The following is a 26,622-nucleotide window of genomic DNA, read 5'->3' as shown; positions in this document are numbered from 1 at the left end:
AATTCTGAACTGCAGTTTTTGCCGACTTCAGAAGGATTTTACGATTACATAAAAAATCAATATATTTACCAGTATAAAGATCACTTGGGAAATACGAGGGTAAGTTTTGGGAAAAACAGCGCAGGAGTTCTAGAAATTGTGGATGTTAATGATTATTATCCTTTCGGAATGAATCATTTGAAAAGTGGAAATTCATTCTTCGGGGTGAGTTCGTATAAGAATTATAAATACAACGGGAAGGAGCTTCAAGAGACGGGCATGTATGATTATGGGGCGAGATTTTATATGGCAGATATCGGAAGGTGGGGCGTTCAAGATTTATTAAGTGAATTTTACTATTCATACTCGCCATATAATTATGTTGGTAATAATCCCATTATCAGGACAGATCCTACAGGAGCAGATTGGTACACAGACAAAGATGGTAATTACCAATATAATTCCAATCTTAATAAAGATAACGCAGATAAGTTCTTTAAAGACAATAAAATTGAAGGAGCAAAATATTTCGCGGCTAGTGGTAAAGCTATTTCTGGATATAATTTAGGAAAAGATAATCAAGAAATTACTTCAAGTTATAATTTAAATAGTGATGGCTCAGTAACTGATAATATTTTAGGTAAAAACATTGATGCTGGTTCAACAGGTCAATTAGGAGAAACAGGTAAATCTGTGACTGCTGTGGATGATAGACCGACAGGTGATTTAAATAAGAATGGTGATAAATTTTATTCGAATGATAAAAATACATATCAATTAAATAATAATCATTGGGTTAAATTATCTGGTCAAATGGTTGATGCAAATGCTCTTCATGCTGGTGGAATGGGATCTATTTATTCAACTCACAATTCTATTACCTTAGTAGATCGTGCTATTTATAATGATAATTTAACAACCATTTTTGATTATACAATTGATTTAAAAGGATTGGCAGTTGGTATGGGTTTATCTTCTATAGAGAAAGGGAAATTTGAAAAACCTTCTATAAAAGGTCTTGTAATTGGGTTTATTTATAATTTTTATTCAGGAACTTTTAATCAATTAAATTCAATAAGAGAACATGATGAAAACGCTGAGAAAAATATAAATCAGAATAAAAAGTAATGATAAACGGTAGAATTATTATAAGAGCAATTATATATTTATTGAAATTTTGTGGAATTATCATAGGGATTGATATTATATATAATATTATAGTGCATCATCAATTAAAATCAGTTAATATAATATTTGATATTATTTTTGGCTTTCTTTTTTGGATACTATTTCTTTTTTCTGACAGATTGCGGTCTCACAAGTAATATTTTGACATATATGATACGTGGGCAATAATAAAGAACCCTGATCTCGCGGATTTGTAATCCGTGAGCAATAATAAAGAACCCACCGCAATCGCGGTGGGTTTTATGTTATAATGAGCTACATTTTTATTAAAGAAGTCTTTAAATTTTAGTAGTGAGTATTATTTTTTATGTTAATAAATTTTGCAGAAATAATCAATATATTTACCAGTATAAAGATCACTTGGGAAATACAAGGGTAAGTTTTGGGAAAAACAGCGCAGGAGTTCTAGAAATTGTGGATGCTAATGATTATTATCCTTTCGGAATGAATCACCTAAAAAGTGGAAATTCTTTCTTTGGATCAAGTTCGTATAAGAATTATAAGTACAACGGAAAGGAGCTTCAAGAGACGGGCATGTATGATTACGGTGCAAGGTTTTATATGGCGGATATTGGTAGATGGGGCGTTGTAGATCCATTAGCGGAGAAAATGCCAAGCTGGTCGCCGTATGCTTATGCTTTTGATAATCCAATAAAACACACTGATCCTGATGGAAGAGAACCTGAAGATATTGTTATTAAAGGTAGTGACAAAAAAGAATGGAGAATTAAGACAGCGGGGGACGATGTTGTGTTTAATGTTCCTTTTGCTCTTAAAAATAATGCGACTTTAGATATTGGTGCAGGAAATGTAGATCCCAGTAGATTTGCAGTAGGTTATACAGCACAAGGAGATTTATGAGCAGGGTTAGGAATCGGTGGAAGTGGTGGTGTGCAAATGTCAGTAGTTAGATTTACAGATAAAACATACGGAGGTTACAACTATGTTTATGCGGGAGCACAAGAACAATTTTCAGCAGGAGCACAAGCAACTATTTCTGCAAGTGTTGGCGCAAGTGTTTCTATTGCTTATAATGATGATACTAAACCATTTAACCCTACGTCATATGCAGGTACATTTATTTCAGCAGGAGCCTCTGCAGATGTTAAATTTGTTGCAGGAGGCGGAGTTAATGTAAATGTATTTTCAGGAGTAGGAAAAGGAGAAAAAGGCTGGAAAGGAGTTTCATTGGGAGCAAGTGTAGGTGTTGGAGCTGGTGCAAATGTGGGATCAGGAAATGTAACATTATCTTATAGTTGGCTACTTAATGACGTAAAACCCACCGCACAAAGAAGCCTTATAGATAGAGCTACTAATATTATATTAAGCCCCGCTGCTTCTGCCGTTAAAATAGGTACATTAGATAAAATAAGACAATATAACAACAAGAAATAATGTGGAAATATTTAAAGTATTTATGGTATATTATTTTATTAGCCCTTTTTGTGGTATTTATAATCTATTACAATAAAAGTTCAGATGTTGCAATGAAACAATCGGAACAATATCTTAAAAACAATGTAGAATTTGAGGGATATGTAACAGGGTTTGAACAATCGAACAATCACGCTTTCGGGGTTATTCATTTGAAGCTCACAAAAAGTAATGTGCAGAAATTTAATAAGACAATAAAAAATAATATTTATCCTTACAGAATTCAAGGAACTATAGCTGAGCTATACACTACTATTCCTGATGGGCTTCAAAAATTAGATGTTTATAAAGTCAGTTCAAACACTCACCAATATACCATTACTTATAAGAGTAACAATAAAAGTTATACGTCAGATCTTTATATTATCAAAGACCCATATAATATTGATTTTGTGAAAGAAAATACAATATTTAAGTAAACCCGATCTCCCGATGACGCGGATTTATAATCCGTGAGCAACAATAAAGAACCCACTGCAATTGCGGTGGGTTTTATGTTATAAAGAGCAGCACAAAATAAAATGCTTTTCATTTTTAACCTCAGAAAGCAGGGCGAAGTCGGGGTAACGGTACAGGAAAGATTTGAGTACGATTCTCAGAACAGGTTGGTAAAACATTACCATCAGGTAGACAATAATCCTGAAGAACTGCTTGCCGAAAACACCTACAACGATCTGTCTCAGCTTGTGAACAAGAAAGTAGGCTCTACATCGGGTTCTGCGCCCCTGCAAAGCATCGATTACGATTACAACATCCGTGGATGGATGGCGGAGATCAACAAAAACCAAATGGCGGCTACCGATCTTTGCGGAAAACTGTTTTCCTACAAAATAAAATATACCAGTCGCGAGGGGATCGAAAATCCGGATACAGCTCAGTTTTCAGGAAAGAATGTTGTCCCGAAATACAACGGGAATATTACAGAGGTAAACTGGAGAGCGGTAGAAAGTCTGGGAGCCAGTACTTCGCTAACCCCGAAAAGATACCATTAGGATTGAAATAGAAGGAGCAGAAAATCAGAAAGGAATAATAAAAATATGGTAACAGGCTACTGCACAAAAGTATCCCGACTTTTAGCGGATAAAAATAACCCAACGCAATTACATTGGATTTTGTGTTTTATAGCGCTGCTGTGTTTTTAACAAAAAAATCTTTTATTCTCAAATGAAATCATTAATTTCAAAATTTATCCCGCCAAATGGACAGACGTCGTCTACCTATATACAACCAGCGAATAGAAGTGCTCAGGCAAGGCAAATTTTATTAGATTAATGTTTAAATTATCCAAAATATATGGTACGAAATAGAAGTTTTAATAAGTTAATTCTTGCTATTCATGACTTAATGATACATGTTAAAATAATGAGTGTAAATAAAGTTCCTCACAAAGAAATGTATGATTTTATAGATGAAATTGAATATTTACCTCAATTGATCGTAAGTGAAGAAGATCAGACTGAACTGTTTGACAACGAATTAATAAGGATATGTGAAAAATATAATCTTACAAATATTCTTAGTAAATATAATGAGCTGTCAGAATAAGATTCAATTATTTATTGCATGGATCAATTTACGAAATAAAAAAAGTTGACCAGCAAACCATGGAGAATCTGAGAACCAATCCTTAGTTAACCCAGAAAAGATCTGGTTTTTCCTTATGATCCACTCAACAGCCTGGCTACAGGGTTTTACCAGTTTTCAGAATTTAGTTCTGAGGATCAATTAAAAAAGTTTTCAATATAATTGACATCTTCCGTAAAACAGCATAATAACAACACTCCTACCCTTTCAGATTAAAAATATCCGGAAAAATGATTCATCTGCTTCAATCAGCCATCCACTTACATTTCGGGTAAAAATTTCATTTAACAAAGTCTTCATTATCCGTAGAAATCATGAAATAGATTCACTTATAGAATGATCTTTATTCAATCTGTTTTTAAAAATTAAAAAATAATACAAAATTCCATCTTCCAAAAAAGATTTAATCTGCTCATAAATTATCGGCTTCACTGTTACTTTACGCAATTTTTGGGCAAAATATCTTTATAAAACAATCATAATCACTAAATTTGTGAGTCTTAAAAAATCAAATAATAAATTACAGTATAATGTCAGACAAATCAAAAATCTATTACACGCTTACGGATGAGGCTCCTATGTTGGCTACACACTCGTTTTTACCGATTGTGAAAGCTTTTACAAAATCTGCAAACATTGAGATCGCCGTTCCGGATATTTCTTTGGCAGGAAGAATTTTAGCCAACTTCCCGGAATTTTTGAAAGATGATCAGAAGATCGGTGATGCTTTGGCTGAATTGGGTCAGTTAGCGACTCAGCCGGATGCCAACATTATCAAGTTACCGAATATTTCAGCTTCTGCTCCTCAATTGGATGAAGCAATTGCAGAATTGCAGTCTAAAGGTTTTGCAGTGCCTAATTATCCTGCTGAGCCTAAAAATGATGAAGATAAAGCGATTAAAGCAAAATATGCCAAAGTTTTAGGAAGTGCCGTAAACCCTGTATTAAGAGAAGGAAATTCTGACAGACGTGCTCCAAAAGCCGTTAAAAACTATGCAAAAGCAAACCCTCACAGAATGGGCGACTGGGCTTCTGACAGCAAAACAGACGTTGCCCACATGAACGGAGGAGATTTCTACGGAACTGAAACCTCAACAACGGTAGAAAATGCTACAAAATTTAAGATCGTTTTCAAAGGAAACGACGGTTCTGAAACGCAACTGAAAGATTTTGCCAACCTTCAGGCTGGAGAAGTAATTGATTCTTCCGTAATGAATCTGAATGCTTTGAAGACTTTCGTACAGGAAGCGATTGAAGAAGCAAAAAACAGAAACGTTCTTCTTTCGGCGCACCTTAAAGCGACCATGATGAAGATCTCTGATCCGATTATTTTCGGAGCGATTGTAGAAACGTTCTTCAAAGAGGTTTTCACGAAATATGCAGAAACCTTCAAATCTTTAGATGTTAATCCTAATAACGGTCTTGCTGATCTTTTCGAAAAAATAAAAGGAAATGCTCAGGAAGCGGATATTAAAGCAGATATTGAAGCGGCTCTGGCAAACGGACCGAGAGTGGCAATGGTAAATTCAGACAAAGGAATTACCAATTTCCACGTTCCTTCCGATATCATCGTTGATGCTTCTATGGCTGCATTGGTAAGAGGAGGCGGAAAAATGTGGAACAAAGACGGAAAAGAAGAAGATACCGTTTGTATCATTCCGGACCGTTCTTACGCAGGTTTCTATCAGTCTGTTATTGATGATATGAAAGCACATGGGAAATTAGATCCTACCACAATGGGTTCTGTTCCGAATGTTGGTTTGATGGCTCAAAAAGCTGAAGAATACGGATCTCACGACAAAACATTCCAGGCTTCTGCAGAAGGAACCATTGAAGTTCAGGACGAAAACGGAAACGTTCTTCTTTCTCAGAAAGTAGAAAAAGGAGATATTTTCAGAATGTGCCAGACGAAAGATGCTCCGATTCAGGACTGGGTAAAATTAGCAGTAAATAGATCCAGATTATCTGATACTCCGGCTATTTTCTGGTTAGATAAAGGAAGAGCACATGACAAAGAAATCATCAAAAAAGTTGAAAAATACTTAGCCGATCACGATACCAACGGATTAGACATCAGAATCATGGATGTAAAAGACGCCATGACGGAAACATTAAAAAGAGCTAGAGAAGGAAAAGATACCATTTCTGTATCCGGAAACGTATTGAGAGATTATTTAACTGATCTTTTCCCAATTCTTGAACTTGGAACTTCTGCTAAAATGCTTTCTATTGTTCCATTGATGAATGGAGGTGGTCTTTTTGAAACCGGTGCGGGAGGTTCTGCTCCTAAACACGTTGAGCAGTTCATCGAAGAAGGCTATTTAAGATGGGATTCTTTAGGTGAATTCCTTGCTTTACAGGCTTCTTTAGAGCATTTGGCACAAACTCAGGGGAATACAAAATCTCAGGTGTTAGCGGACGCACTGGATGAAGCTAATGCTAAATTCTTAGCTACCGACAAGTCTCCTGCAAGAAAAGTGGGACAAATCGATAACAGAGGTTCCCACTTCTATCTGGCAATGTACTGGGCTGAAGCTTTAGCAAACCAGACTGCTGATGCAGAATTAGCAGCACAATTCGCTCCGATTGCAGAGGCGATGAAGGAAAACGAAGAAGTGATTAACGCAGAATTAATTGGTGCGCAGGGAAAACCTCAGGATATTGACGGTTACTATAAAACAGATACTTACAAGACGTATGCTGCCATGAGACCAAGTACGGTTTTAAATGAAATCATCGACGGAATTTAATTTCGTTTTTACTAAAATATTTTTTAGCCATAGCCGAGTGTAGTTCGGTTATGGCTAATTTTTTATAGTCTGTAAAATCAGCCTAACTTATTTAAACTCTTTTCGTTGAATCTGCCTACGCTTTTCCTGCAACGGATTTCAAAAATTATTATTTTTGAGACAACATGAGTTTATATGAATTGCTTTGACTCAGCCTTAGCTTAATCAAACACTTTTCGTCGAATCCGCCTACGCCTTTCCTGCAGCGGATTTCAAAAAATTATTATCTTTAAAACAACGTGAGTGTATGTAAATTGCTTTGACTCAGACTCAGCTTAATCAAATTCTTTTCGTCGAATCCGCCTACGCTTTTCCTGCAACGGATTTCAAAAATTATTATTTTTGAGACAACATGAGTTTATATGAATTGCTTTGACTCAGCCTTAGCTTAATCAAACGCTTTTCGTCGAATCCGCCTACGCCTTTCCTGCAGCGGATTTCAAAAAATTATTATCTTTAAAACAACGTGAGTGTATGTAAATTGCTTTGACTCAGACTCAGCTTAATCAAATTCTTTTCGTCGAATCCGCCTACGCCTTTCCTGCTGCGGATTTCAAAACTATTATCTTTGAGACAAGACGAGTTTATATGAATTGCTTTGACTCAGCCTAGCTTAATCAAACGCTTTTCGTCGAATCCGCCTACGCCTTTCCTGCTGCGGATTTCAAAAATTATTATCTATGGGCAGCAAAAGTTTAATGTGAATTGCTTTGACTCAGCCTTAGCTTAATCAAATGCTTTTCGTCGAATCCGCCTACGCTTTTCCTGCTGCGGATTTCAAAAATTATTATCTTCGTGATGAAGAACAACTCTGATAGACAACTACTCTACTTGTGAAGAGTTGTGAATTGCTTTCAAAAATTATTATCTTCGTGATGAAGAACAACGCACTTAAATAAAGAGTTTGGTTTATGTCCGTTGTGAATTGCTTTCAAAAATTATTATCTTCGTGATGAAGAACAACTTTCAAACAGCCTGCTCATTATTCTTTTCTGTTGTGAATTGCTTTCAAAAATTATTATCTTCGTGATGAAGAACAACTGGAATACCTGCCTGATAAAACAGATCATAGTTGTGAATTGCTTTCAAAAATTATTATCTTCGTGATGAAGAACAACTAAATTCATATTCAGAATTCGAGGATCTAAGTTGTGAATTGCTTTCAAAAATTATTATCTTCGTGATGAAGAACAACTTTTGCTTTGGTAAGAGCAATTGCAGTAATGTTGTGAATTGATTTCAAAAATTATTATCTTCGTGATGAAGAACAACTGCAAAAGTATGCCTTCCGACATGCATCGTGTTGTGAATTGCTTTCAAAAATTATTATCTTCGTGATGAAGAACAACAGGCTAGAGTGGGAAAAAACTTCCGCATCCGTTGTGAATTGCTTTCAAAAATTATTATCTTCGTGATGAAGAACAACCTCCTCAGTGTATGACTTTTGAGCGACAACGTTGTGAATTGCTTTCAAAAATTATTATCTTCGTGATGAAGAACAACTTTAAAAGTTTAATAATAGTTATTACAGCTGTTGTGAATTGCTTTCAAAAATTATTATCTTCGTGATGAAGAACAACTTGATTTGCAGATGAAAAATCGATAGGTTTGTTGTGAATTGCTTTCAAAAATTATTATCTTCGTGATGAAGAACAACGTATGCAGATAACATACGAACGGCACGAATGTTGTGAATTGCTTTCAAAAATTATTATCTTCGTGATGAAGAACAACTGTAGCCTTTCTGAAAAATTCAGAGGAGAGGTTGTGAATTGCTTTCAAAAATTATTATCTTCGTGATGAAGAACAACTAAAGAAAAGATCATCGTTCCGGATGGTCCGTTGTGAATTGCTTTCAAAAATTATTATCTTCGTGATGAAGAACAACATTATATGACCATTTAATTTATCCATTATGGTTGTGAATTGCTTTCAAAAATTATTATCTTCGTGATGAAGAACAACATATGGGTGAAACATTCATCGATCTATACAGTTGTGAATTGCTTTCAAAAATTATTATCTTCGTGATGAAGAACAACTTGAATGCTCATCACCTTGACCACCTCCAAGTTGTGAATTGCTTTCAAAAATTATTATCTTCGTGATGAAGAACAACTTCCCATTTGTTAGTTATGTTAGATTAGATGTTGTGAATTGCTTTCAAAAATTATTATCTTCGTGATGAAGAACAACAAGTAACTAAAATAGAACAATAACAATTTAGTTGTGAATTGCTTTCAAAAATTATTATCTTCGTGATGAAGAACAACTCCTGCAGGAGTGAACCCATATTGTGCCAGGTTGTGAATTGCTTTCAAAAATTATTATCTTCGTGATGAAGAACAACTTATGAAAATGAAGTAGACAGCACAGAGCTGTTGTGAATTGCTTTCAAAAATTATTATCTTCGTGATGAAGAACAACTACCTTTATTGCCTAACAAACACCTGCTTAGTTGTGAATTGCTTTCAAAAATTATTATCTTCGTGATGAAGAACAACAATTGTTATTTTTCCCCAGCGATATCGCTGGTTGTGAATTGCTTTCAAAAATTATTATCTTCGTGATGAAGAACAACATAAAGATTCATATTGCTTATTTCTACTTTGTTGTGAATTGCTTTCAAAAATTATTATCTTCGTGATGAAGAACAACTCACGCGGAAGTGTTGGCAGTACTGCAAGAGTTGTGAATTGCTTTCAAAAATTATTATCTTCGTGATGAAGAACAACGTTCAGGGTCTTCTTGATTACTTAAAAGTTGTTGTGAATTGCTTTCAAAAATTATTATCTTCGTGATGAAGAACAACTTTATAGTTATCGTGATATTTAACCTTTATGTTGTGAATTGCTTTCAAAAATTATTATCTTCGTGATGAAGAACAACTTTAGCTTTGGTAAGAGCAATAGCAGTAAGGTTGTGAATTGCTTTCAAAAATTATTATCTTCGTGATGAAGAACAACTTGGTTTGCACTTGAAAAATCAACAGCCTTGTTGTGAATTGCTTTCAAAAATTATTATCTTCGTGATGAAGAACAACCTTTCCCTTAATTTCTTCGTTTGTAGTTACGTTGTGAATTGCTTTCAAAAATTATTATCTTCGTGATGAAGAACAACAGTACTAAATAACTCTCCTCCATCTTTAACGTTGTGAATTGCTTTCAAAAATTATTATCTTCGTGATGAAGAACAACGGTAGCATAAATTACACTTAAATTAGCAACGTTGTGAATTGCTTTCAAAAATTATTATCTTCGTGATGAAGAACAACCTTACCTTTAATTTCGTCATTTGTTGTAACGTTGTGAATTGCTTTCAAAAATTATTATCTTCGTGATGAAGAACAACCGCCCTATGTATTATAATAGTACAGTTAAGGTTGTGAATTGCTTTCAAAAATTATTATCTTCGTGATGAAGAACAACTTCAGCATCTTTAAGATTTTTAGTGGTCTGGTTGTGAATTGCTTTCAAAAATTATTATCTTCGTGATGAAGAACAACAATATTCTTATAAGTGGCATAAATTAAACTGTTGTGAATTGCTTTCAAAAATTATTATCTTCGTGATGAAGAACAACGAACAGTTCATAGCACTGGCTAAAAATGGTGTTGTGAATTGCTTTCAAAAATTATTATCTTCGTGATGAAGAACAACTTTTGCTTTCGTAAGAGCAATTGCAGTTAGGTTGTGAATTGCTTTCAAAAATTATTATCTTCGTGATGAAGAACAACTTAAAGTCAATCAACCGGACTATTCAAAGTGTTGTGAATTGCTTTCAAAAATTATTATCTTCGTGATGAAGAACAACTTTTTGCCTTCGTAAGAGCGATTGCAGTAAGTTGTGAATTGCTTTCAAAAATTATTATCTTCGTGATGAAGAACAACATACTCACCTGCTCCATGATACTTGATTGGGTTGTGAATTGCTTTCAAAAATTATTATCTTCGTGATGAAGAACAACGTGGCAGAATTACAATAAAAAGGGTGAAGCGTTGTGAATTGCTTTCAAAAATTATTATCTTCGTGATGAAGAACAACCAGTATCTTTACAATGTATCTTTATCTTTAGTTGTGAATTGCTTTCAAAAATTATTATCTTCGTGATGAAGAACAACTTAATCTGAAGTTTTAAATTGTTTTTAAAGGTTGTGAATTGCTTTCAAAAATTATTATCTTCGTGATGAAGAACAACAAGCTCTGCACAAATTGATATAATGCTCCTGTTGTGAATTGCTTTCAAAAATTATTATCTTCGTGATGAAGAACAACCATTTGTTAACGGAACACCGCCAGTTTGTAGTTGTGAATTGCTTTCAAAAATTATTATCTTCGTGATGAAGAACAACATCCTCCGTTAAAGAGATTTCCGGACTTGCGTTGTGAATTGCTTTCAAAAATTATTATCTTCGTGATGAAGAACAACGGGAAATCTTCCGGGAACAAACTATTGCCTGTTGTGAATTGCTTTCAAAAATTATTATCTTCGTGATGAAGAACAACGAGGAGATTGTGAAGGCAATGGAATCGTTAGTTGTGAATTGCTTTCAAAAATTATTATCTTCGTGATGAAGAACAACTTTCTAAATTAGAGGATCTAGCCAAATCTGGTTGTGAATTGCTTTCAAAAATTATTATCTTCGTGATGAAGAACAACTAAAATACAATAGAATAGTACTTAACTGTAGTTGTGAATTGCTTTCAAAAATTATTATCTTCGTGATGAAGAACAACAGAGCTATCAAACACTGCCCCTGAGTATCCGTTGTGAATTGCTTTCAAAAATTATTATCTTCGTGATGAAGAACAACAGGGCTTACAAACTCCGAGGCATGCGACCAGTTGTGAATTGCTTTCAAAAATTATTATCTTCGTGATGAAGAACAACTAGTTATGATGGGGGAGATACAACTAAAGGGTTGTGAATTGCTTTCAAAAATTATTATCTTCGTGATGAAGAACAACAGAGCCAAAAATACGGAGCTCTTTAATAGAGTTGTGAATTGCTTTCAAAAATTATTATCTTCGTGATGAAGAACAACTTAGATTTTGAGATCTTAATCCTGTGTTATGTTGTGAATTGCTTTCAAAAATTATTATCTTCGTGATGAAGAACAACACCTCTATCCGTGTATTTCACTGAATTAGAGTTGTGAATTGCTTTCAAAAATTATTATCTTCGTGATGAAGAACAACTGCTGATTTTGATTAGCACAATCAGTCCAAGTTGTGAATTGCTTTCAAAAATTATTATCTTCGTGATGAAGAACAACAATATGCTGCAAGCTGAAATGATGCAAGCTGTTGTGAATTGCTTTCAAAAATTATTATCTTCGTGATGAAGAACAACTAGCTCTAATAAAAGAGTTTACTGCCAGTTGTTGTGAATTGCTTTCAAAAATTATTATCTTCGTGATGAAGAACAACGCACATAAGATTTAATATTAAGTCTGTGACGTTGTGAATTGCTTTCAAAAATTATTATCTTCGTGATGAAGAACAACGAGGGCTTTGAGGATTACCTGAGAGAGCACGTTGTGAATTGCTTTCAAAAATTATTATCTTCGTGATGAAGAACAACTTCCTACTAAAGTACCGTTAATGGATGGTAGTTGTGAATTGCTTTCAAAAATTATTATCTTCGTGATGAAGAACAACGTACCAGTAATAAACGTCTTCATGCTTCATGTTGTGAATTGCTTTCAAAAATTATTATCTTCGTGATGAAGAACAACTTCTCCAATTCCCATAATTTTTTTTTAGGTGTTGTGAATTGCTTTCAAAAATTATTATCTTCGTGATGAAGAACAACTGATTTAATTTACTTGATATAATTTTCCAAGTTGTGAATTGCTTTCAAAAATTATTATCTTCGTGATGAAGAACAACTAAACTCTTGCTCTTCTATCTTAAGCTCCTGTTGTGAATTGCTTTCAAAAATTATTATCTTCGTGATGAAGAACAACATCAGCCATTGCGGGGATATAATCTACTATGTTGTGAATTGCTTTCAAAAATTATTATCTTCGTGATGAAGAACAACATAGGTAATAAGTATGACTTATTGAAGGGTGTTGTGAATTGCTTTCAAAAATTATTATCTTCGTGATGAAGAACAACGGTATCGCTTGACAACCCAAACTCCGGAAGGTTGTGAATTGCTTTCAAAAATTATTATCTTCGTGATGAAGAACAACGTAAATAACCTCAGCAGATCCGCTAATAGAGTTGTGAATTGCTTTCAAAAATTATTATCTTCGTGATGAAGAACAACTTGAAAAATATTTGAGTTATAAACATATTAGTTGTGAATTGCTTTCAAAAATTATTATCTTCGTGATGAAGAACAACCCTAGCTTTTAAAGCCTCATACTCATCCCCGTTGTGAATTGCTTTCAAAAATTATTATCTTCGTGATGAAGAACAACCTCCTGTAGTAGGGGTATAAATATCCGGGAGTTGTGAATTGCTTTCAAAAATTATTATCTTCGTGATGAAGAACAACATTGGTTACTCCATTACCAAAATAAAAGTGGTTGTGAATTGCTTTCAAAAATTATTATCTTCGTGATGAAGAACAACATTATTAGCGCCAGAAAAGTCAATAGGCTTGTTGTGAATTGCTTTCAAAAATTATTATCTTCGTGATGAAGAACAACAAACTTTGAATAGTCTGGCTCATTAACGTTGTTGTGAATTGCTTTCAAAAATTATTATCTTCGTGATGAAGAACAACTAACGCATCTCACCACTGAATCTATCAAGTGTTGTGAATTGCTTTCAAAAATTATTATCTTCGTGATGAAGAACAACTAATAAGGATTCTACCGATGTATCTACACGGTTGTGAATTGCTTTCAAAAATTATTATCTTCGTGATGAAGAACAACAGTATCTCAGCAGGAAAGATGAATAAGCGCGTTGTGAATTGCTTTCAAAAATTATTATCTTCGTGATGAAGAACAACTAGCTTTTCAAGGTAATGTTGTAAAGAAATGTTGTGAATTGCTTTCAAAAATTATTATCTTCGTGATGAAGAACAACATGAGAATCTGATGAAGGATGAGAAGTTTAGTTGTGAATTGCTTTCAAAAATTATTATCTTCGTGATGAAGAACAACAAAAATTGAGGAATTTCAAAAATATTCCAAGTTGTGAATTGCTTTCAAAAATTATTATCTTCGTGATGAAGAACAACCTCTTCAGTGTAATTCTTTTGCGCAACCACGTTGTGAATTGCTTTCAAAAATTATTATCTTCGTGATGAAGAACAACCCTTCGGTAATGATTTTTGCTCTTGTAAGAGTTGTGAATTGCTTTCAAAAATTATTATCTTCGTGATGAAGAACAACGAGCAATTGCCATAAATATACCGAACTCATGTTGTGAATTGCTTTCAAAAATTATTATCTTCGTGATGAAGAACAACTAAGATAGATAAAGATACAAAGATATTGTAGTTGTGAATTGCTTTCAAAAATTATTATCTTCGTGATGAAGAACAACCTCAAAATCTAATCCATTGGTTTTCAATGGATTATTTTATATTTTAAAAATAACAAAATCTCTAAAAGTTAATTATAATCTATCTCTAATTATCTTTTTTGATTTTCTATTTGGGAATTGCTTTGGCTCAGCCAACTCGAATCCAACGCTTTTCGTCGAATCCGCCCACGCTTATCCGGCTGCGGATTTCAAAATTTATTATCTTCGTGATGAAGGACAATCTCAAAAAATAACCTACTGGTTTTCAGTAGATTATTTTTGTTTTCAGGATTCAAAATTCAGAACAATTCGAGCTGTTGGAAGGTTGGTGGCGGTTCTTCTTTATTTCTGGCAAAAAAGATTTCGATGTCTCCAAACTGTTTATCCGTAATGCACATAATGGCAACCTTTCCGGCTTTCGGAAGCATAAATTTTACTCTTTTGATATGAACTTCTGCATTTTCGCGGCTCGGACAATGACGCACATACATCGAAAACTGAAATAAAGTAAATCCGTCATCAATCAAAGCTTTCCGAAAACGGTTTGCATCTTTCATATTCGCTTTCGTTTCGGTCGGGAGGTCATATAATACTAAAACCCACATAATTCGGTATGCATTAAACCTTTCGGCGTTCATTTTTGGTGACTATTGTTTGTTTATTGTAATAATCGCAGCCCGACCTGAGTGGAGCTCTTTTTGCAGATTTTTATCCTTCGGCTCCGCTCAGGATAAACTACAGGCGGATAAAGCTGCCATAAAAAAATTACATCAATTCCGGATAGGAAATCAGTCGTTTTTCTCCTGTGTAGCATTTGTAAAGCGATGAAGCGGTTGTTTTTACAGCAACCAGCAACGGTCTTGTTTTGTCATCAATACGCACATCTTTGGTCGCAATCTGGAGAATATGCGCTTTAAATTCTTTTGTCAGTTCTTCGGTATCCGGATGAATTTTCAGCCACTGTATCACGAGTAAATCAACAAACGGACGATAAGGTTCCATTAAATCATCGGCAAGGCAATACGGATTGTATTTATTTTTATGAAAAATGCCGAGAACAGGCAACAGTCCGGTTTCTACAATAGCTCTTGCCACAATGCTTCTGAGCACGGCATATCCAAAATTAAAAAACTGATTGGGTGAATCTCCAAAACGCTGTCTCAAAAAATCCAGACTGATGAGGTATTTCCAGTAATGCTGCGCCGCAATCCCTTCCATATTCGTTATATCGCCGGATTTTACATTTCTCTGATATTCAATCATCGGTTCGTAATAATCTCCCAGTTTCATCAGGACGTTTTTCTGGTTTTCGATCTTACATTCCACAGTCTGTTTCCAAAGCTGTTTTTTCAGCGGTTCACTGGCTTCCAACTGATCTTTTACCCGATCGGAATGTTCGGTATGTCCATACAGCGGAAGCATAATTCCGTGCGGTAAATGATGAGCATCACAACTCACCACCACTACATTATTTCCCATCATTTTCTGAATCAGATGGTGCGAAATGGTAATCTGATAATGATCCAGCATCAACAACCCCAAATCTTCCACAGGAACACTCCCCTTTTCCGTTTTGGTTTCCGGACAGAGGATTTTCAATTGCTCGTCTTTGAGCTTAAGGTAAGCGGGATTGCCGATGTAGATGGAGCGGGTGATCATACTATAAATGTTTTAATATTCTCCTATTTGAACTATCTTACCTAAATGGTTAAGCCTTACTTTTACAATAGATCTCAAATTATTAGAGCTTTGAATTACTTTATATGATGTACCTCTTAACACAGAATTTACATCTACACTTGTTTCTAAATGATGTCTAAACCAAAATCCAGAAAGCAATGATCCGAACTTCTGCACTCTAAAAAGATTTTTAGAAATCAAACTCAGATTTTTATCATCAAATAAATCAACTTCTTTCGGATCAAAATCGTCTGATGGAAATAAAAACATTTCATTCTGTTTCATTGTAAATAAGAATTTCCAACCTAACTCAGAATTATATTCTTTGTCAATAATTGGTAAATTCTGATTTACTCTTTCTACAGCTTCATAAAAACTCACAACTTTCTCCTGTAGGTTTCCATTTTCATCTTCATAAATTGCAACGTGATGATTATTTCCTGTACTGACGAAATCAACGGCTATCTTTTGACCATTTTCGTCTAAAATTTCTTTTCCTAAATGATCTTTTTTATAATGTAAAGCTTCGGCATTATTAATTCCTGTAATAGTAACGGTCTTTATTGAAATTCCTTTTGATTTGTTAATCCAGATCGGATTCTTTTCCAAATTAGAAAAGGCTTCTTTAGAGTTTCCGTTAAATTCTTTTAATCTTTCAGTTAGAATATCACGAACTCCTTTATCAATAACTTTTTCAATATTTTTAAAATCTTTAAAATTATCCGGATTAACAACTTTTCTGATGGTATAACCTGTTTCATACCAAGCTAAAGTTACGGTTTCAGGCAATTGCTCCTTTTTTTCAGCATTAAGAAATATTGGATTTTTAGAAATAACATTTTTTCCGGTGAATGCTTTTTTAGAATCTCCGCCAAACTCGTGCAATCTTTTTAACAGAGCATTTCTGTATTTTTCATTTTGAACTTTCTGAATCGTTTCTAAATCAAATTTCCCAGATATTTTTTCTTCTTTTGTTTTAAGAAATTTCGAACTTCCGTAAATTGTTTCTTTATGAAGCTGTCCTCTCGGGGTTAGTTCTGTTTTTGCAATTATACTTCCCTTTTTCTTAATTTTATTTATATTTTTGGTAACTACTTTATTTTTAGCTTTATGAGAAATCAAAACTTCTTCCAATTGTTTTTTGGCTTCAGTACGGAAATTTTTAATCGGTAATTTGAATCTTCTTTCTTTTGATCCGTTTTTCTTTTCTACAATTTCTGTAATGCTATTTTCAATATTTGTAATTATTTTATGTTCTTTATGAGCTTCATTTTTTCTTGCATTCAAATAATTCAGATATTGGATGTGACTGTGGGTGGTAAAAGCAACCGTTAAAGCATCCATTGCGTGGTGACGATGGTCGTTCCTTTTTGTCCAATCAATGATCCTTTCTTTTTCCTCTCCTTTGGAATTTGCAATTAATTCCGTTAAACCTAATTTTCTGTACTTTTCGATATTAAGTTCTTTCATTGTATTAACAAGATTCCAGTCTTCCCGAAGTTTATCGGTAATTCTTCCCGAAGTAGAAACCACAGAATTAGTAATTCCAAAAAGGATTTCCTTAGCTTTTTTGGCAATGTATTGTGTAGTGCGCAAATCTCTTTCAATGAATCCTTCTCCTATTTCAGAGACTTTTTTCTGTAGCTTTTCATATTTAGCTTTGGTAATAATACCTTTATCATAAAGATCTGTGATGACATTAAGAAATTTCTCTAATTTTTCCTTTCCCTCGTTCTCAAGATAATCGAAAGCCGTAAAATTTCCTTTTTTAAGATTAGCACTTCTGGGAACTAAAACTTTATTGGAGAAACTATCATCAAAGAATCTGGATTGAGGAATGATGTGATCAATATCGTATTTATCTGTAAATAAATTTTCTCTTTCAATTTTTACATCTGTATACAGATCTTTAAAGCCGTTATTTGCCAGTTCCAAGTATAATTTATAGCGAATAATATCATTTCTTGAAGGACTTTTTATGCCAAATTCTCTTTGCAAAACTTCTGCATATTTCTGATGCTGTATAGTCGCTTTGTTAATTTCAGAAGTCATCGTAGCGCGTTCTTCTGCATTAAGTTTGAGTTCTCGCGCCAATTCAATTCTTATTTCATCTGGTTTTCCATATTCCTTTGAAACTTCATTGACGAGATTAATCATTTGATTCAAAATCTTTTCAACGACTGGATTTCGTAAAGAATTTTTAGGAAGAATATCCAATTGTTCTTTCAAAATCCGGTTCTCCAATTGCTCTTTGGTCAAGGAATTTTTAGAATGATTGTAACCTGCATAATTACATGCTACGCTGTATTTATGTTCTTTAATGTAAGGATAAATCTTTCGCATTGCCTTAGAGCTCAAACTTCCATAATCCTGAGAAAAACCAATTTCAGCTAATATTTTGGAATGCTCTTTTTTAAATCCAAATTTCCTCTCCAATAATTCATACAATTTTTCGTTTCCGGAAGGAGAATCATCGCCTTCATAGGAATATAATAAATGCCATAGCTGATAAGAAGCCTGTTTTTCAAAATCAGTTCCTTCCAACTCCGGATTAAAATCCAGAATAGAAGTATCAATTCCTAATCCTGAAAACTTTTCTCTGACAAACAACTTAATAATTTCTGCAGAAGTATTTATTTTAGAAACTTTAATTTCTTCATCTATTGTTAGTTTAAATTCTTTTGGAAATTCTATTCCTTCATTGGCAATAATCTTTAGAAAAGCAGTATATAAGTTTTCATTAGTATAATTTCCTTCAATATCTTTGAAATTAGTTTTCCATTCTTTTCCTGAATATCCAACAATATCTAGAACATCTTTTGCAGAAAGTTTTCCTTTTATATTGACTTCATCAAAAATAGATTGCTTGAAATCTAAATCTACTGGGAATATTTCCTTTGTATCTACATTTTGAAACTGTAAATTATTCAGAACCTGCCAGATTTTAAATTCCTGAAACAAAGGAGATGATTTTGGTGCAACTTTTAGCCCAACTGTTTTCTTTTTTGTTTTTCCATTTTCTGTAATTTCAATTTCCCTGTTTTCAAACTCACAGATACTGATTAAACCTTTCTGTGATTTGAGTTTCCTTTGATAGAAAATGATAATATCCCGAATTTCTTCCTTTAATTCTTTCGTTAATTCTTTATAATGTTTTGATTGAGTTTCCCATATCTTCTCAAATTCATCTAAGTAATCCTGTCTGTAGAAAACCTGATTTTTAAGCTTTGTATGAGAGTTGACTTTCAACTGCTGAAATAAATACTCTCCAACTGTTTGATTATGAAAATAAAGCTCTTTACTTCGATCACTAATCGCACCTAAATAACCGCTCGAATTATTCAGATTGCTGTTAATTTCCTGAAATACAACAGCCAGACTTTCAAAATCCAACTGTCTTTTTACCGCTTCGCTTCTCCAAAAGTATTTTTCAACTTTCTTCTCCTGCATTGTTCCGGTTTGCTTAATCCCAACGAGAGAAAATGGCTCTTTTAGAACTGCCCAAGTTGCATTTTTATTTTTGCCTTGTAATTCTTTATAAAGGTCATCGGTTAAGATTTCTGAATAATATTGTTTCTGAAAATTCCATACTTTATCAAATTCAGCCTGTAAATCTGAACGGTAAAAATCAGGCAATTGTTTTTTTCCCTGCTGTAAAAGTTGATATGAATATTCTCCGGGGGTTACATTCTCTTCATACAATTTTTTGGCAACAGCCATTCCGTCTACAATCTGTCCATCTTCATCATTTTTAGCTTTGCGGCTGCTTTTATATCCTCTTTTCTTATTGATAAGAAGCAAAACTCTGGCAAATTCTGAAAGTTCTATTTTTTCTCTTGCTGCCTTTGCTCTCAATTCCTGAGTTTGAAATGTTGAATTTTTGCCAACTTCGGCAAGTAAGTCAGATTCTTTAAGAATATTATTTTTCTTTAAAACATCAATAAGATTGGCTCTTCTTAACTTAAATCTCTGAAGATTCCTTCTTGCACTTCTGGCTAAAGTTCTTCCTGCATTGGTTGTAATTGGTTTTCCTTTTTCAAAATTTAATTGTTCATCAACAGTTAACGGATTTACACGAACTCCCAATTTGATAATTTTACTGTTTTCTAAATTTTCAGAATCCTCCTGAACATAAGCCCAGCCAATTGATGAAACTCCCAAGTCCAGTCCAAGTATATTTTTAATCATAAGTATCAGTTTTTTGAAGTAAATAAAAATAAGAAGAAAAAATTTATTAAAAATGAGGTTTTCCGTAAACCATTCAAAGAATTTTTCTTTTATATTTGTATCAATAATTTTGAAAAGCAATTCACAATAAGGATTATTCCGTTGTGAAAACATTTAGCGCCTCGACTATCTTCGGGGCTTTTTTATGTCTAAATTTTTCAGTAAACACGATTAAAATTATAAATAAATCCGTGAACTAAAACATTTAAGGCGGGGCAACTCGCCTTCTATTTCAGAAGGGAAATGCAAAATCCCCAACACAAAAAAAGCCGCCTCAAAAAAGGCAGCTTTACAAGTCTGAAATATCTAACAATATTATTTTTTAGCTTTTACGTCTACAGCGATTTCGATGTCTTTGCTGATCATCCATTCTGCAGGATCCGCTTCGGAAGTTCCGAATTTAATTCCCCAGTCTGCTCTGTTCACCGTGAATTTAGCCTGAATTGCCGCTGAATTTTCCGTTACATCCACTTTTGCAGGGAACGTTACATTCATTGTTTTTCCTGATAAAGTAAGGTTTCCGCTTACTGTTTTGTTGGCACCTGCTACTGCATCTTTTGGAGCTTCCTTAAGATCTGTTACGCTTGTAATTTTGAAATCAGCCGTCGGATTTTTTGCCGTGTCGAAGAAATCAGGGTTTTTAAGGTGCGCTTCAAGATCTGCCGGTTTTTTATCTTTTTCCGTTACAGAAGCCGGATCTACTTTAATAGAGTTCATGTCGATTACAAAGTTTCCTGCCGTTACGCCACCGTTTTCGATGCTCAGATCTCCCGATTTTACCATTAAAGTTCCCCAACGCGGAGCCATTCCTCCTTTGTGGAATGCTTTCCAGTTTACCACAGAACCTACCGTATCTACAGGCAAAACTTCCCCTTTGCTTTCTGCTACTTTCTGCTCAGTAGAAGTCGCTGCATTTTCAGCCGATTTTTCTTTGTTACAAGACGCTGCAAGCAATCCTACTGCAACCAATGCAATAACACTTAGTTTTTTCATATTATTTAAATTGTTTAAAGTTTATTCTGAATTTCTAAATTCCGGAACCAAAAATAGAAAACATCCCACACTTTTATCTTATCATACATCAAGAAAACAAATTTCAGGGTTTCCATTATTGACCTTTCCGCTAAAATAAGAATTATTAAATACACATGATACAATTAAAATCTTTATATCAAGTTTAAACTCATTTTAAATTTAACCACAAAAGAGACAAAAGACTTTATCGGATTTATGTAAAGTATTTCAAATGTCTGCAAAGAGAAAAAATCTTTGATTTTTTTAACTTACGTGCTCTTTTTCCATTTATGTATTAAATTTAAACAACTAAAGTGTTTAAATCTTTTGCATCTTTTGTGGTAAAAAAGTTTAAAGTTTATCTTCAAGCAAAGCATATTTATCTTACTTTAAGATAATTACAATCATTTTTTTTATTTTTTTGAGTTTTAATCATTGCACGGTTAAAAATTTTAATCTTAAACCATCCATCTTCTTTCTTTTTATTAAATTTAAATAAGACAGTAAAGCTTTTGTAAACAGTATGGTTAAATTTAAAATGTGTTTACAAAAGACATTTTGATTATTTTAGCCGTTTAAAATTTACAATGAACACAACACAATACATACAGCAATCCCTCAACATATCCGAAAAAAGCATCAATGCCACTTTAGAACTACTGGCGGAAGACTGCACCATTCCTTTCATTTCCCGTTACCGAAAAGATAAAACCGGAAATCTTGACGAAACACAGATTGAGCAGATTTCGAAACTCAGTAAACAGTTTGAAGAAATTGTAAAAAGAAAAGAATCCATCTTAAAATCGATCGAAGAACAAAATGCTTTAACGCCGGAACTGAAACAGAGAATTGAAGAAAGTTTTGATATTCAGGAAATTGAAGATCTTTATCTGCCGTTCAAAAAAAGGAAGAAAACCAAAGCCGATGCCGCGAAAGAAAAAGGACTGGAACCTTTAGCGAAAATGATTATGAGCCAGAAAGTTCAGGATTTACAGTTTTTGGCTTCAAAATACCTGAACGATCAGGTTGCCTCCGAAGAAGAAGCTTTGCAGGGCGCAAGAGACATCATGGCAGAATGGATCAACGAAAATATGTATGTGAGAAAAAATCTCCGCCGCCTCTTTCAGCGAAAAGCAATGGTTACTTCAAAAGTAGTGAAAGCCAAAAAAGACGAAGAAGAAGCACAGAAATTCTCGCAGTATTTCGAATGGGAAGAAAGCCTGAACAGAATGCCTTCTCACCGTCTTTTAGCCATGTTAAGAGCCGAATCTGAAGGTTTTGTGAAAGCCAATGTCGGGATCGATAAAGAAGAAGCCATTGATTTTATTGAAAATGCCATCATTAAATCCAACAACGAAACATCGGAACAGATTTCACTGGCGATCAAAGACAGCTACAAAAGATTACTGGAACCCGCAATCTCCAACGAAACCTTACAGGAAGCGAAAGAAAAAGCCGATAAAAAAGCCATCGAAATTTTCGCTGAAAACCTTACGCAGCTTCTTCTTGCTCCGCCTTTGGGAGAAAAAAGGATTCTCGCAATTGATCCGGGCTACAGAAGCGGTTGCAAAGTAGTCTGTTTGGATGAAAAAGGCGACCTGCTCCACAACGAGACCATTTATCCGCACGCTCCGCAAAATGAAAGCGGAATGGCAATGAAAAAAATCCGTTCCATGGTGAATGCGTATAACATTGAAGCCATTTCCATCGGAAACGGAACCGCAAGCCGCGAAACCGAGTTTTTCATCAAAAAAATTGCATTCGACAAACCTTTACAAGTTTTCGTTGTTTCGGAAGCCGGAGCTTCGGTGTACTCTGCAAGTAAAATTGCGCGTGAAGAATTTCCAAGCTATGACGTGACGGTTCGCGGATCCGTTTCCATCGGAAGAAGACTGGCGGATCCGTTGGCGGAACTGGTAAAAATAGATCCGAAATCCATCGGAGTCGGGCAATATCAGCACGATGTGGATCAGACCCAATTAAAAAACGAACTGGATTCTACGGTGATGAAATGTGTAAATTCTGTGGGAATCAATCTGAATACAGCGAGTAAATCTTTATTAAGCTATGTTTCGGGAATCGGCGAGAAAATGGCAGAAAATATTGTGAACTACCGTACTGAAAATGGAGCTTTTGAAGATAGAAAACAACTTAAAAAAGTTCCGAGATTAGGCGAAAAAGCTTTTCAGCAGGCAGCCGCATTTGTGAGAATTCATAATGCCAAAAATCCGCTGGATAATTCTGCCGTACATCCCGAAGCCTACGGAATTGTTGAAAAAATGGCAAAAGATTTAGGCATAAAAACCAATGAGCTGATCGCCAATAAAGAAAAGATCGCACTGGTAAAACCCGAAAACTACATCACCGGAGACATCGGAATTTTAGGAATCAAAGATATTTTAAAAGAGCTTGAAAAACCGGGGCTGGATCCAAGAAAAGCTGCCAAAATTTTTGAATTTGATCCGAATGTAAAAAGCATCAAAGATTTAAAAACAGGAATGATCCTTCCGGGAATCGTTAATAATATCACCGCTTTTGGCTGTTTTGTAGATCTGGGAATCAAGGAAAGCGGATTGGTTCATATTTCCCAGTTAAAAGACGGCTTTGTTTCTGATGTGAATGAAGTGGTAAAACTGCATCAGCACGTTCAGGTAAGAGTAACGGAGATTGATGAAGCGAGAAAAAGAATTCAGCTGAGTATGGTTTTGTAGTTAAACTTGTATGAAAATTTCGGATATAAAAGAAAGAAAAATTATTAATAGACCTACTCTCGATTTTGACAAGTATGGGAAAAGAATTTATCATGCTTACGAATATCATCTTCCATATAATCCAAGCTTTAAAGGAAATGAAACTCAAAGGCTTTTTGCCAAATGGATAGACATTGCTATATTTTCTTGCTTCATTAATTTCTTGCTGAATAAATCCATCATATTCAATATACTCTTATCAATTCCTTTGGTGATTGTTTTGGGGGCTATCAGTGAATATTATTTCGGAACAACTTTAGGCAAAAAGATATTCCGTATGAAAGTAATCGATGATGAAGGCAATCATCCTAAATTCGGAAAGTCTTTGAAAAGAAATATTTTATGTTTGGTAAATCTCTTACCTGTCTTTACAGAACAGACTTACAGAAATCCGTACGGTAAAAAAACATCTACCCAAATGAATTTCAGAATGTATCTCAACAATAAAATCTGTAAAACTTATGTCATTAAAGAAAGTAAACTATCCGAAGTAAAAGATATGCTTCAAACTGAAAATAATAAAAATAATGAGCGACTCATTGACTAGTCGCTCATTTTAAAATCTATCTTCAAAATTTTTAAAATTCTCAAAAAATAAAATCAGAGATTTTTAAATACTTTGTATGTTCTTTCTCTCTCTTAGAACAAACTTTAAAACTGACTCTTCATATTTTGTGGCTTATAAAAACACTGAATTTTAATAATCCTTAAAATCTCTTACCGCTTTTCTCACTTCCGGCCATTTAGTAATCTGTCCTTTATCGTCCAGTGGCATTGCTCTTTTTTCCCGGTTCGAAAATTCGGGGTCTTCTGAAGCCATGTACGCTAAAGTTGCTGTTAGAATCACATTGCTTTTCACCTCATCAAAAATAATTTTGTCGTAGGTATCTTTTGTCGTATGCCAAGTGTAGCCAAAATATCCCCAGTTTAAAGAACCCAGTCCGAACGACGGAACTCCCGCTGCTACGAAAGAAGCATGATCGGAACCTCCTCCACCCGGAGTTCCCGGAAAGTCTGTTTTAATCTGGCTTTTAATATTTTTAGGAACCGCGTTCAGCCATTTTCCAAGATAATCGTAAGCATGTACAAAACCCTGTCCGCCGATGTTTACTACTCTACCCGTCCCGTTGTCCTGATTGAAAACCGCCTGAACTCCCTTTACAATTTCAGGATGATCCGCCACAAAACTTCTTGATCCGTTCAGTCCCTGCTCTTCACTGCCCCAAAGTCCGACAATAATGGTTCTTTTGTTATCGGGATAATATTTCTTAAGAATTCTCATCGCTTCCAACATGGTTAAAACTCCCGTTCCGTTGTCTGTAGCGCCTTGCGCACCGTCCCACGAATCCAGATGCGCAGAAAGAATAACGTATTCATCAGGTTTTTCTTTTCCTTTAATCATTCCGATGGTGTTGAACGATTTTGCTTCGGGAAGGATTTTTGATTTCACCTCGATCCTGATCTTGGGTTTTGCGCCGTTTTCCGCCATTCTGTACAACATTCCATAATCTTCAAGCTCAATATCGAACATGGGAATATTTTTCGTTTTTGCCTCAAAAATTCTGTTGGCTCCCATAATTCCCGTCCAGTTGGAAATCGCAATTCCTGCCGCACCCGCTTTTTCCAGAGCTTCAGGAAGCGTTTCATTGTTATAGCCGATGCTTTTTATATAATTCTGATACTCTTTTGAAGCCTGTTCTTTCTCTTTTTTGAGTTTCTCATACAGTTCAGGCGTGGCAAATTCTTTGATCTGATCGTCGGAGCGTCCTATTTTCTGATACTGTGCCATCAAAACAACTTTTCCCTTCACGGAAGACATCCATTGATCAAATTCAGCTTTGGAAGAGACTTTCGGGAGAATAATAACTTCTGCTTCCACTGCTTTTTTGGTTGCCGGACTCCATGCTAACTGGGTTGCCGATAAACTTTTCATACGAGGAAACGTCATATCCACATGAGTGATCCCTCTTTGCCATCCTTTCCATGTTCCAAACTGTTGCAGACTGGCTTCAATATCCCATGATTTCAATTTATTTGCCGTCCATTCATTGGCAGCAAACATTTCCGGAGTTCCGATCAGTCGAGGACCGATTCCGTCCAAAAGTTCATACGCCATCGTTTCAAGCTGGGAATTATTGTTTACCTCATTCACGAAATTCTGAACTACGGGATTAAGTTTTTCCTGAGAAACGGCATTCTGAGCCAGAGAAAATTGCGTCATCGCCATCATAACAGGCAATGCAAGAAATCTGTTTATCTTCATATTAATCATTGTAGCCCTAAAGATAAAGAGATTCGCGGAAATGGGAAAACGCGGAAAGGATTTGGTGATGGTGAATTGTTGCTGGTGAATGGTGAAAAAGTCAAGGGTGAATGAGATTCGCTTTTGATTTACAATCCACAAATCAAGACTACATAAGAGGAAAATCAGAGATTTTCAGAAACTGATGTTTTCTTACGACTTAACGAGTGTTTAAATCTCATGTGAC

14 protein-coding genes and 1 CRISPR repeat array are annotated in these 26,622 nt (G+C 34.7%); of the genes, 9 read left to right on the top strand and 5 right to left on the bottom strand.

The window, feature by feature from the left end:
• From BW951_RS22405 to BW951_RS16000, 7 genes are all read left to right on the top strand, one after another.
• The coding region (locus BW951_RS22405) for an RHS repeat-associated core domain-containing protein (protein WP_139326183.1) at window positions 1-1,107 on the top strand (1,107 nt) is incomplete at its 5' end.
• 351 nt (window positions 1,108-1,458) lie between these two features.
• Window positions 1,459-2,028, top strand: a complete 570-nt coding sequence (locus tag BW951_RS22400; protein ID WP_228427554.1) for an RHS repeat domain-containing protein — start codon at window positions 1,459-1,461, stop codon at window positions 2,026-2,028.
• Window positions 2,029-2,064: 36 nt separating this feature from the next.
• Complete coding sequence (locus tag BW951_RS16020; protein ID WP_076394699.1) at window positions 2,065-2,562, top strand: hypothetical protein; 498 nt, start codon at window positions 2,065-2,067, stop codon at window positions 2,560-2,562.
• Complete coding sequence (locus BW951_RS16015; RefSeq protein ID WP_076394697.1) at window positions 2,562-3,020, top strand: hypothetical protein; 459 nt, start codon at window positions 2,562-2,564, stop codon at window positions 3,018-3,020. Before BW951_RS16020 ends, BW951_RS16015 begins: the two co-directional genes overlap by 1 nt.
• Before the next feature lie 102 nt (window positions 3,021-3,122).
• Window positions 3,123-3,593, top strand: a complete 471-nt coding sequence (locus BW951_RS16010; RefSeq protein WP_228427553.1) for a hypothetical protein — start codon at window positions 3,123-3,125, stop codon at window positions 3,591-3,593.
• 370 nt (window positions 3,594-3,963) lie between these two features.
• Window positions 3,964-4,146 carry a hypothetical protein gene (locus BW951_RS16005; RefSeq protein ID WP_139326182.1) on the top strand — a complete coding sequence of 61 codons (183 nt, stop codon included), beginning with the start codon at window positions 3,964-3,966 and terminating at the stop codon, window positions 4,144-4,146.
• Between the two features lie 569 nt (window positions 4,147-4,715).
• Window positions 4,716-6,935 (top strand): NADP-dependent isocitrate dehydrogenase, encoded by a 2,220-nt coding sequence (locus BW951_RS16000; RefSeq protein ID WP_076394693.1) that lies wholly within the window; start codon window positions 4,716-4,718, stop codon window positions 6,933-6,935.
• Between the two features lie 879 nt (window positions 6,936-7,814).
• Window positions 7,815-14,483: a CRISPR direct-repeat array (repeat unit 47 nt; unit sequence GTTGTGAATTGCTTTCAAAAATTATTATCTTCGTGATGAAGAACAAC).
• A 278-nt stretch (window positions 14,484-14,761) separates the two neighbouring features.
• On the opposite strand, the gene cas2 is transcribed toward BW951_RS16000, so the two are convergent.
• The 4 genes from cas2 to BW951_RS15980 form a co-directional block, all read right to left on the bottom strand.
• A complete protein-coding gene (cas2, locus tag BW951_RS15995) occupies window positions 14,762-15,100 on the bottom strand; it encodes a CRISPR-associated endonuclease Cas2 (RefSeq protein WP_007842732.1) in 339 nt (112 codons plus the stop codon).
• A 127-nt stretch (window positions 15,101-15,227) separates the two neighbouring features.
• Window positions 15,228-16,121, bottom strand: coding sequence for a type II CRISPR-associated endonuclease Cas1 (gene cas1, locus BW951_RS15990; RefSeq protein ID WP_076394691.1), 894 nt, complete (start codon window positions 16,119-16,121; stop codon window positions 15,228-15,230).
• 12 nt (window positions 16,122-16,133) lie between these two features.
• Entirely contained in the window at window positions 16,134-20,327 is a 4,194-nt protein-coding gene (cas9, locus tag BW951_RS15985; RefSeq protein ID WP_076394715.1) for a type II CRISPR RNA-guided endonuclease Cas9, read from the bottom strand.
• 357 nt (window positions 20,328-20,684) lie between these two features.
• Entirely contained in the window at window positions 20,685-21,362 is a 678-nt protein-coding gene (locus BW951_RS15980) for a YceI family protein (protein WP_076394689.1), read from the bottom strand.
• A 608-nt stretch (window positions 21,363-21,970) separates the two neighbouring features.
• Between BW951_RS15980 and BW951_RS15975 the strand changes: the two genes are divergently transcribed.
• On the top strand, window positions 21,971-24,094 hold the full coding sequence (locus BW951_RS15975; protein ID WP_076394687.1) for a Tex family protein: 2,124 nt from the start codon (window positions 21,971-21,973) through the stop codon (window positions 24,092-24,094).
• Window positions 24,095-24,104: 10 nt separating this feature from the next.
• Window positions 24,105-24,680 (top strand): RDD family protein, encoded by a 576-nt coding sequence (locus tag BW951_RS15970; RefSeq protein WP_076394685.1) that lies wholly within the window; start codon window positions 24,105-24,107, stop codon window positions 24,678-24,680.
• 150 nt (window positions 24,681-24,830) lie between these two features.
• Here the strand turns inward: BW951_RS15970 and BW951_RS15965 are convergent, their stop codons facing one another.
• A complete protein-coding gene (locus BW951_RS15965; RefSeq protein WP_084196462.1) occupies window positions 24,831-26,396 on the bottom strand; it encodes a M20/M25/M40 family metallo-hydrolase in 1,566 nt (521 codons plus the stop codon).
• Window positions 26,397-26,622 lie beyond the last annotated feature (226 nt).

It is taken from the genome of Chryseobacterium gambrini (assembly GCF_900156825.1).
In the GTDB taxonomy this organism is placed as follows: domain Bacteria; phylum Bacteroidota; class Bacteroidia; order Flavobacteriales; family Weeksellaceae; genus Chryseobacterium; species Chryseobacterium gambrini.
Note: the sequence above shows the minus strand (reverse complement) of the source record. Positions and strands in the feature narration are given on the sequence as shown.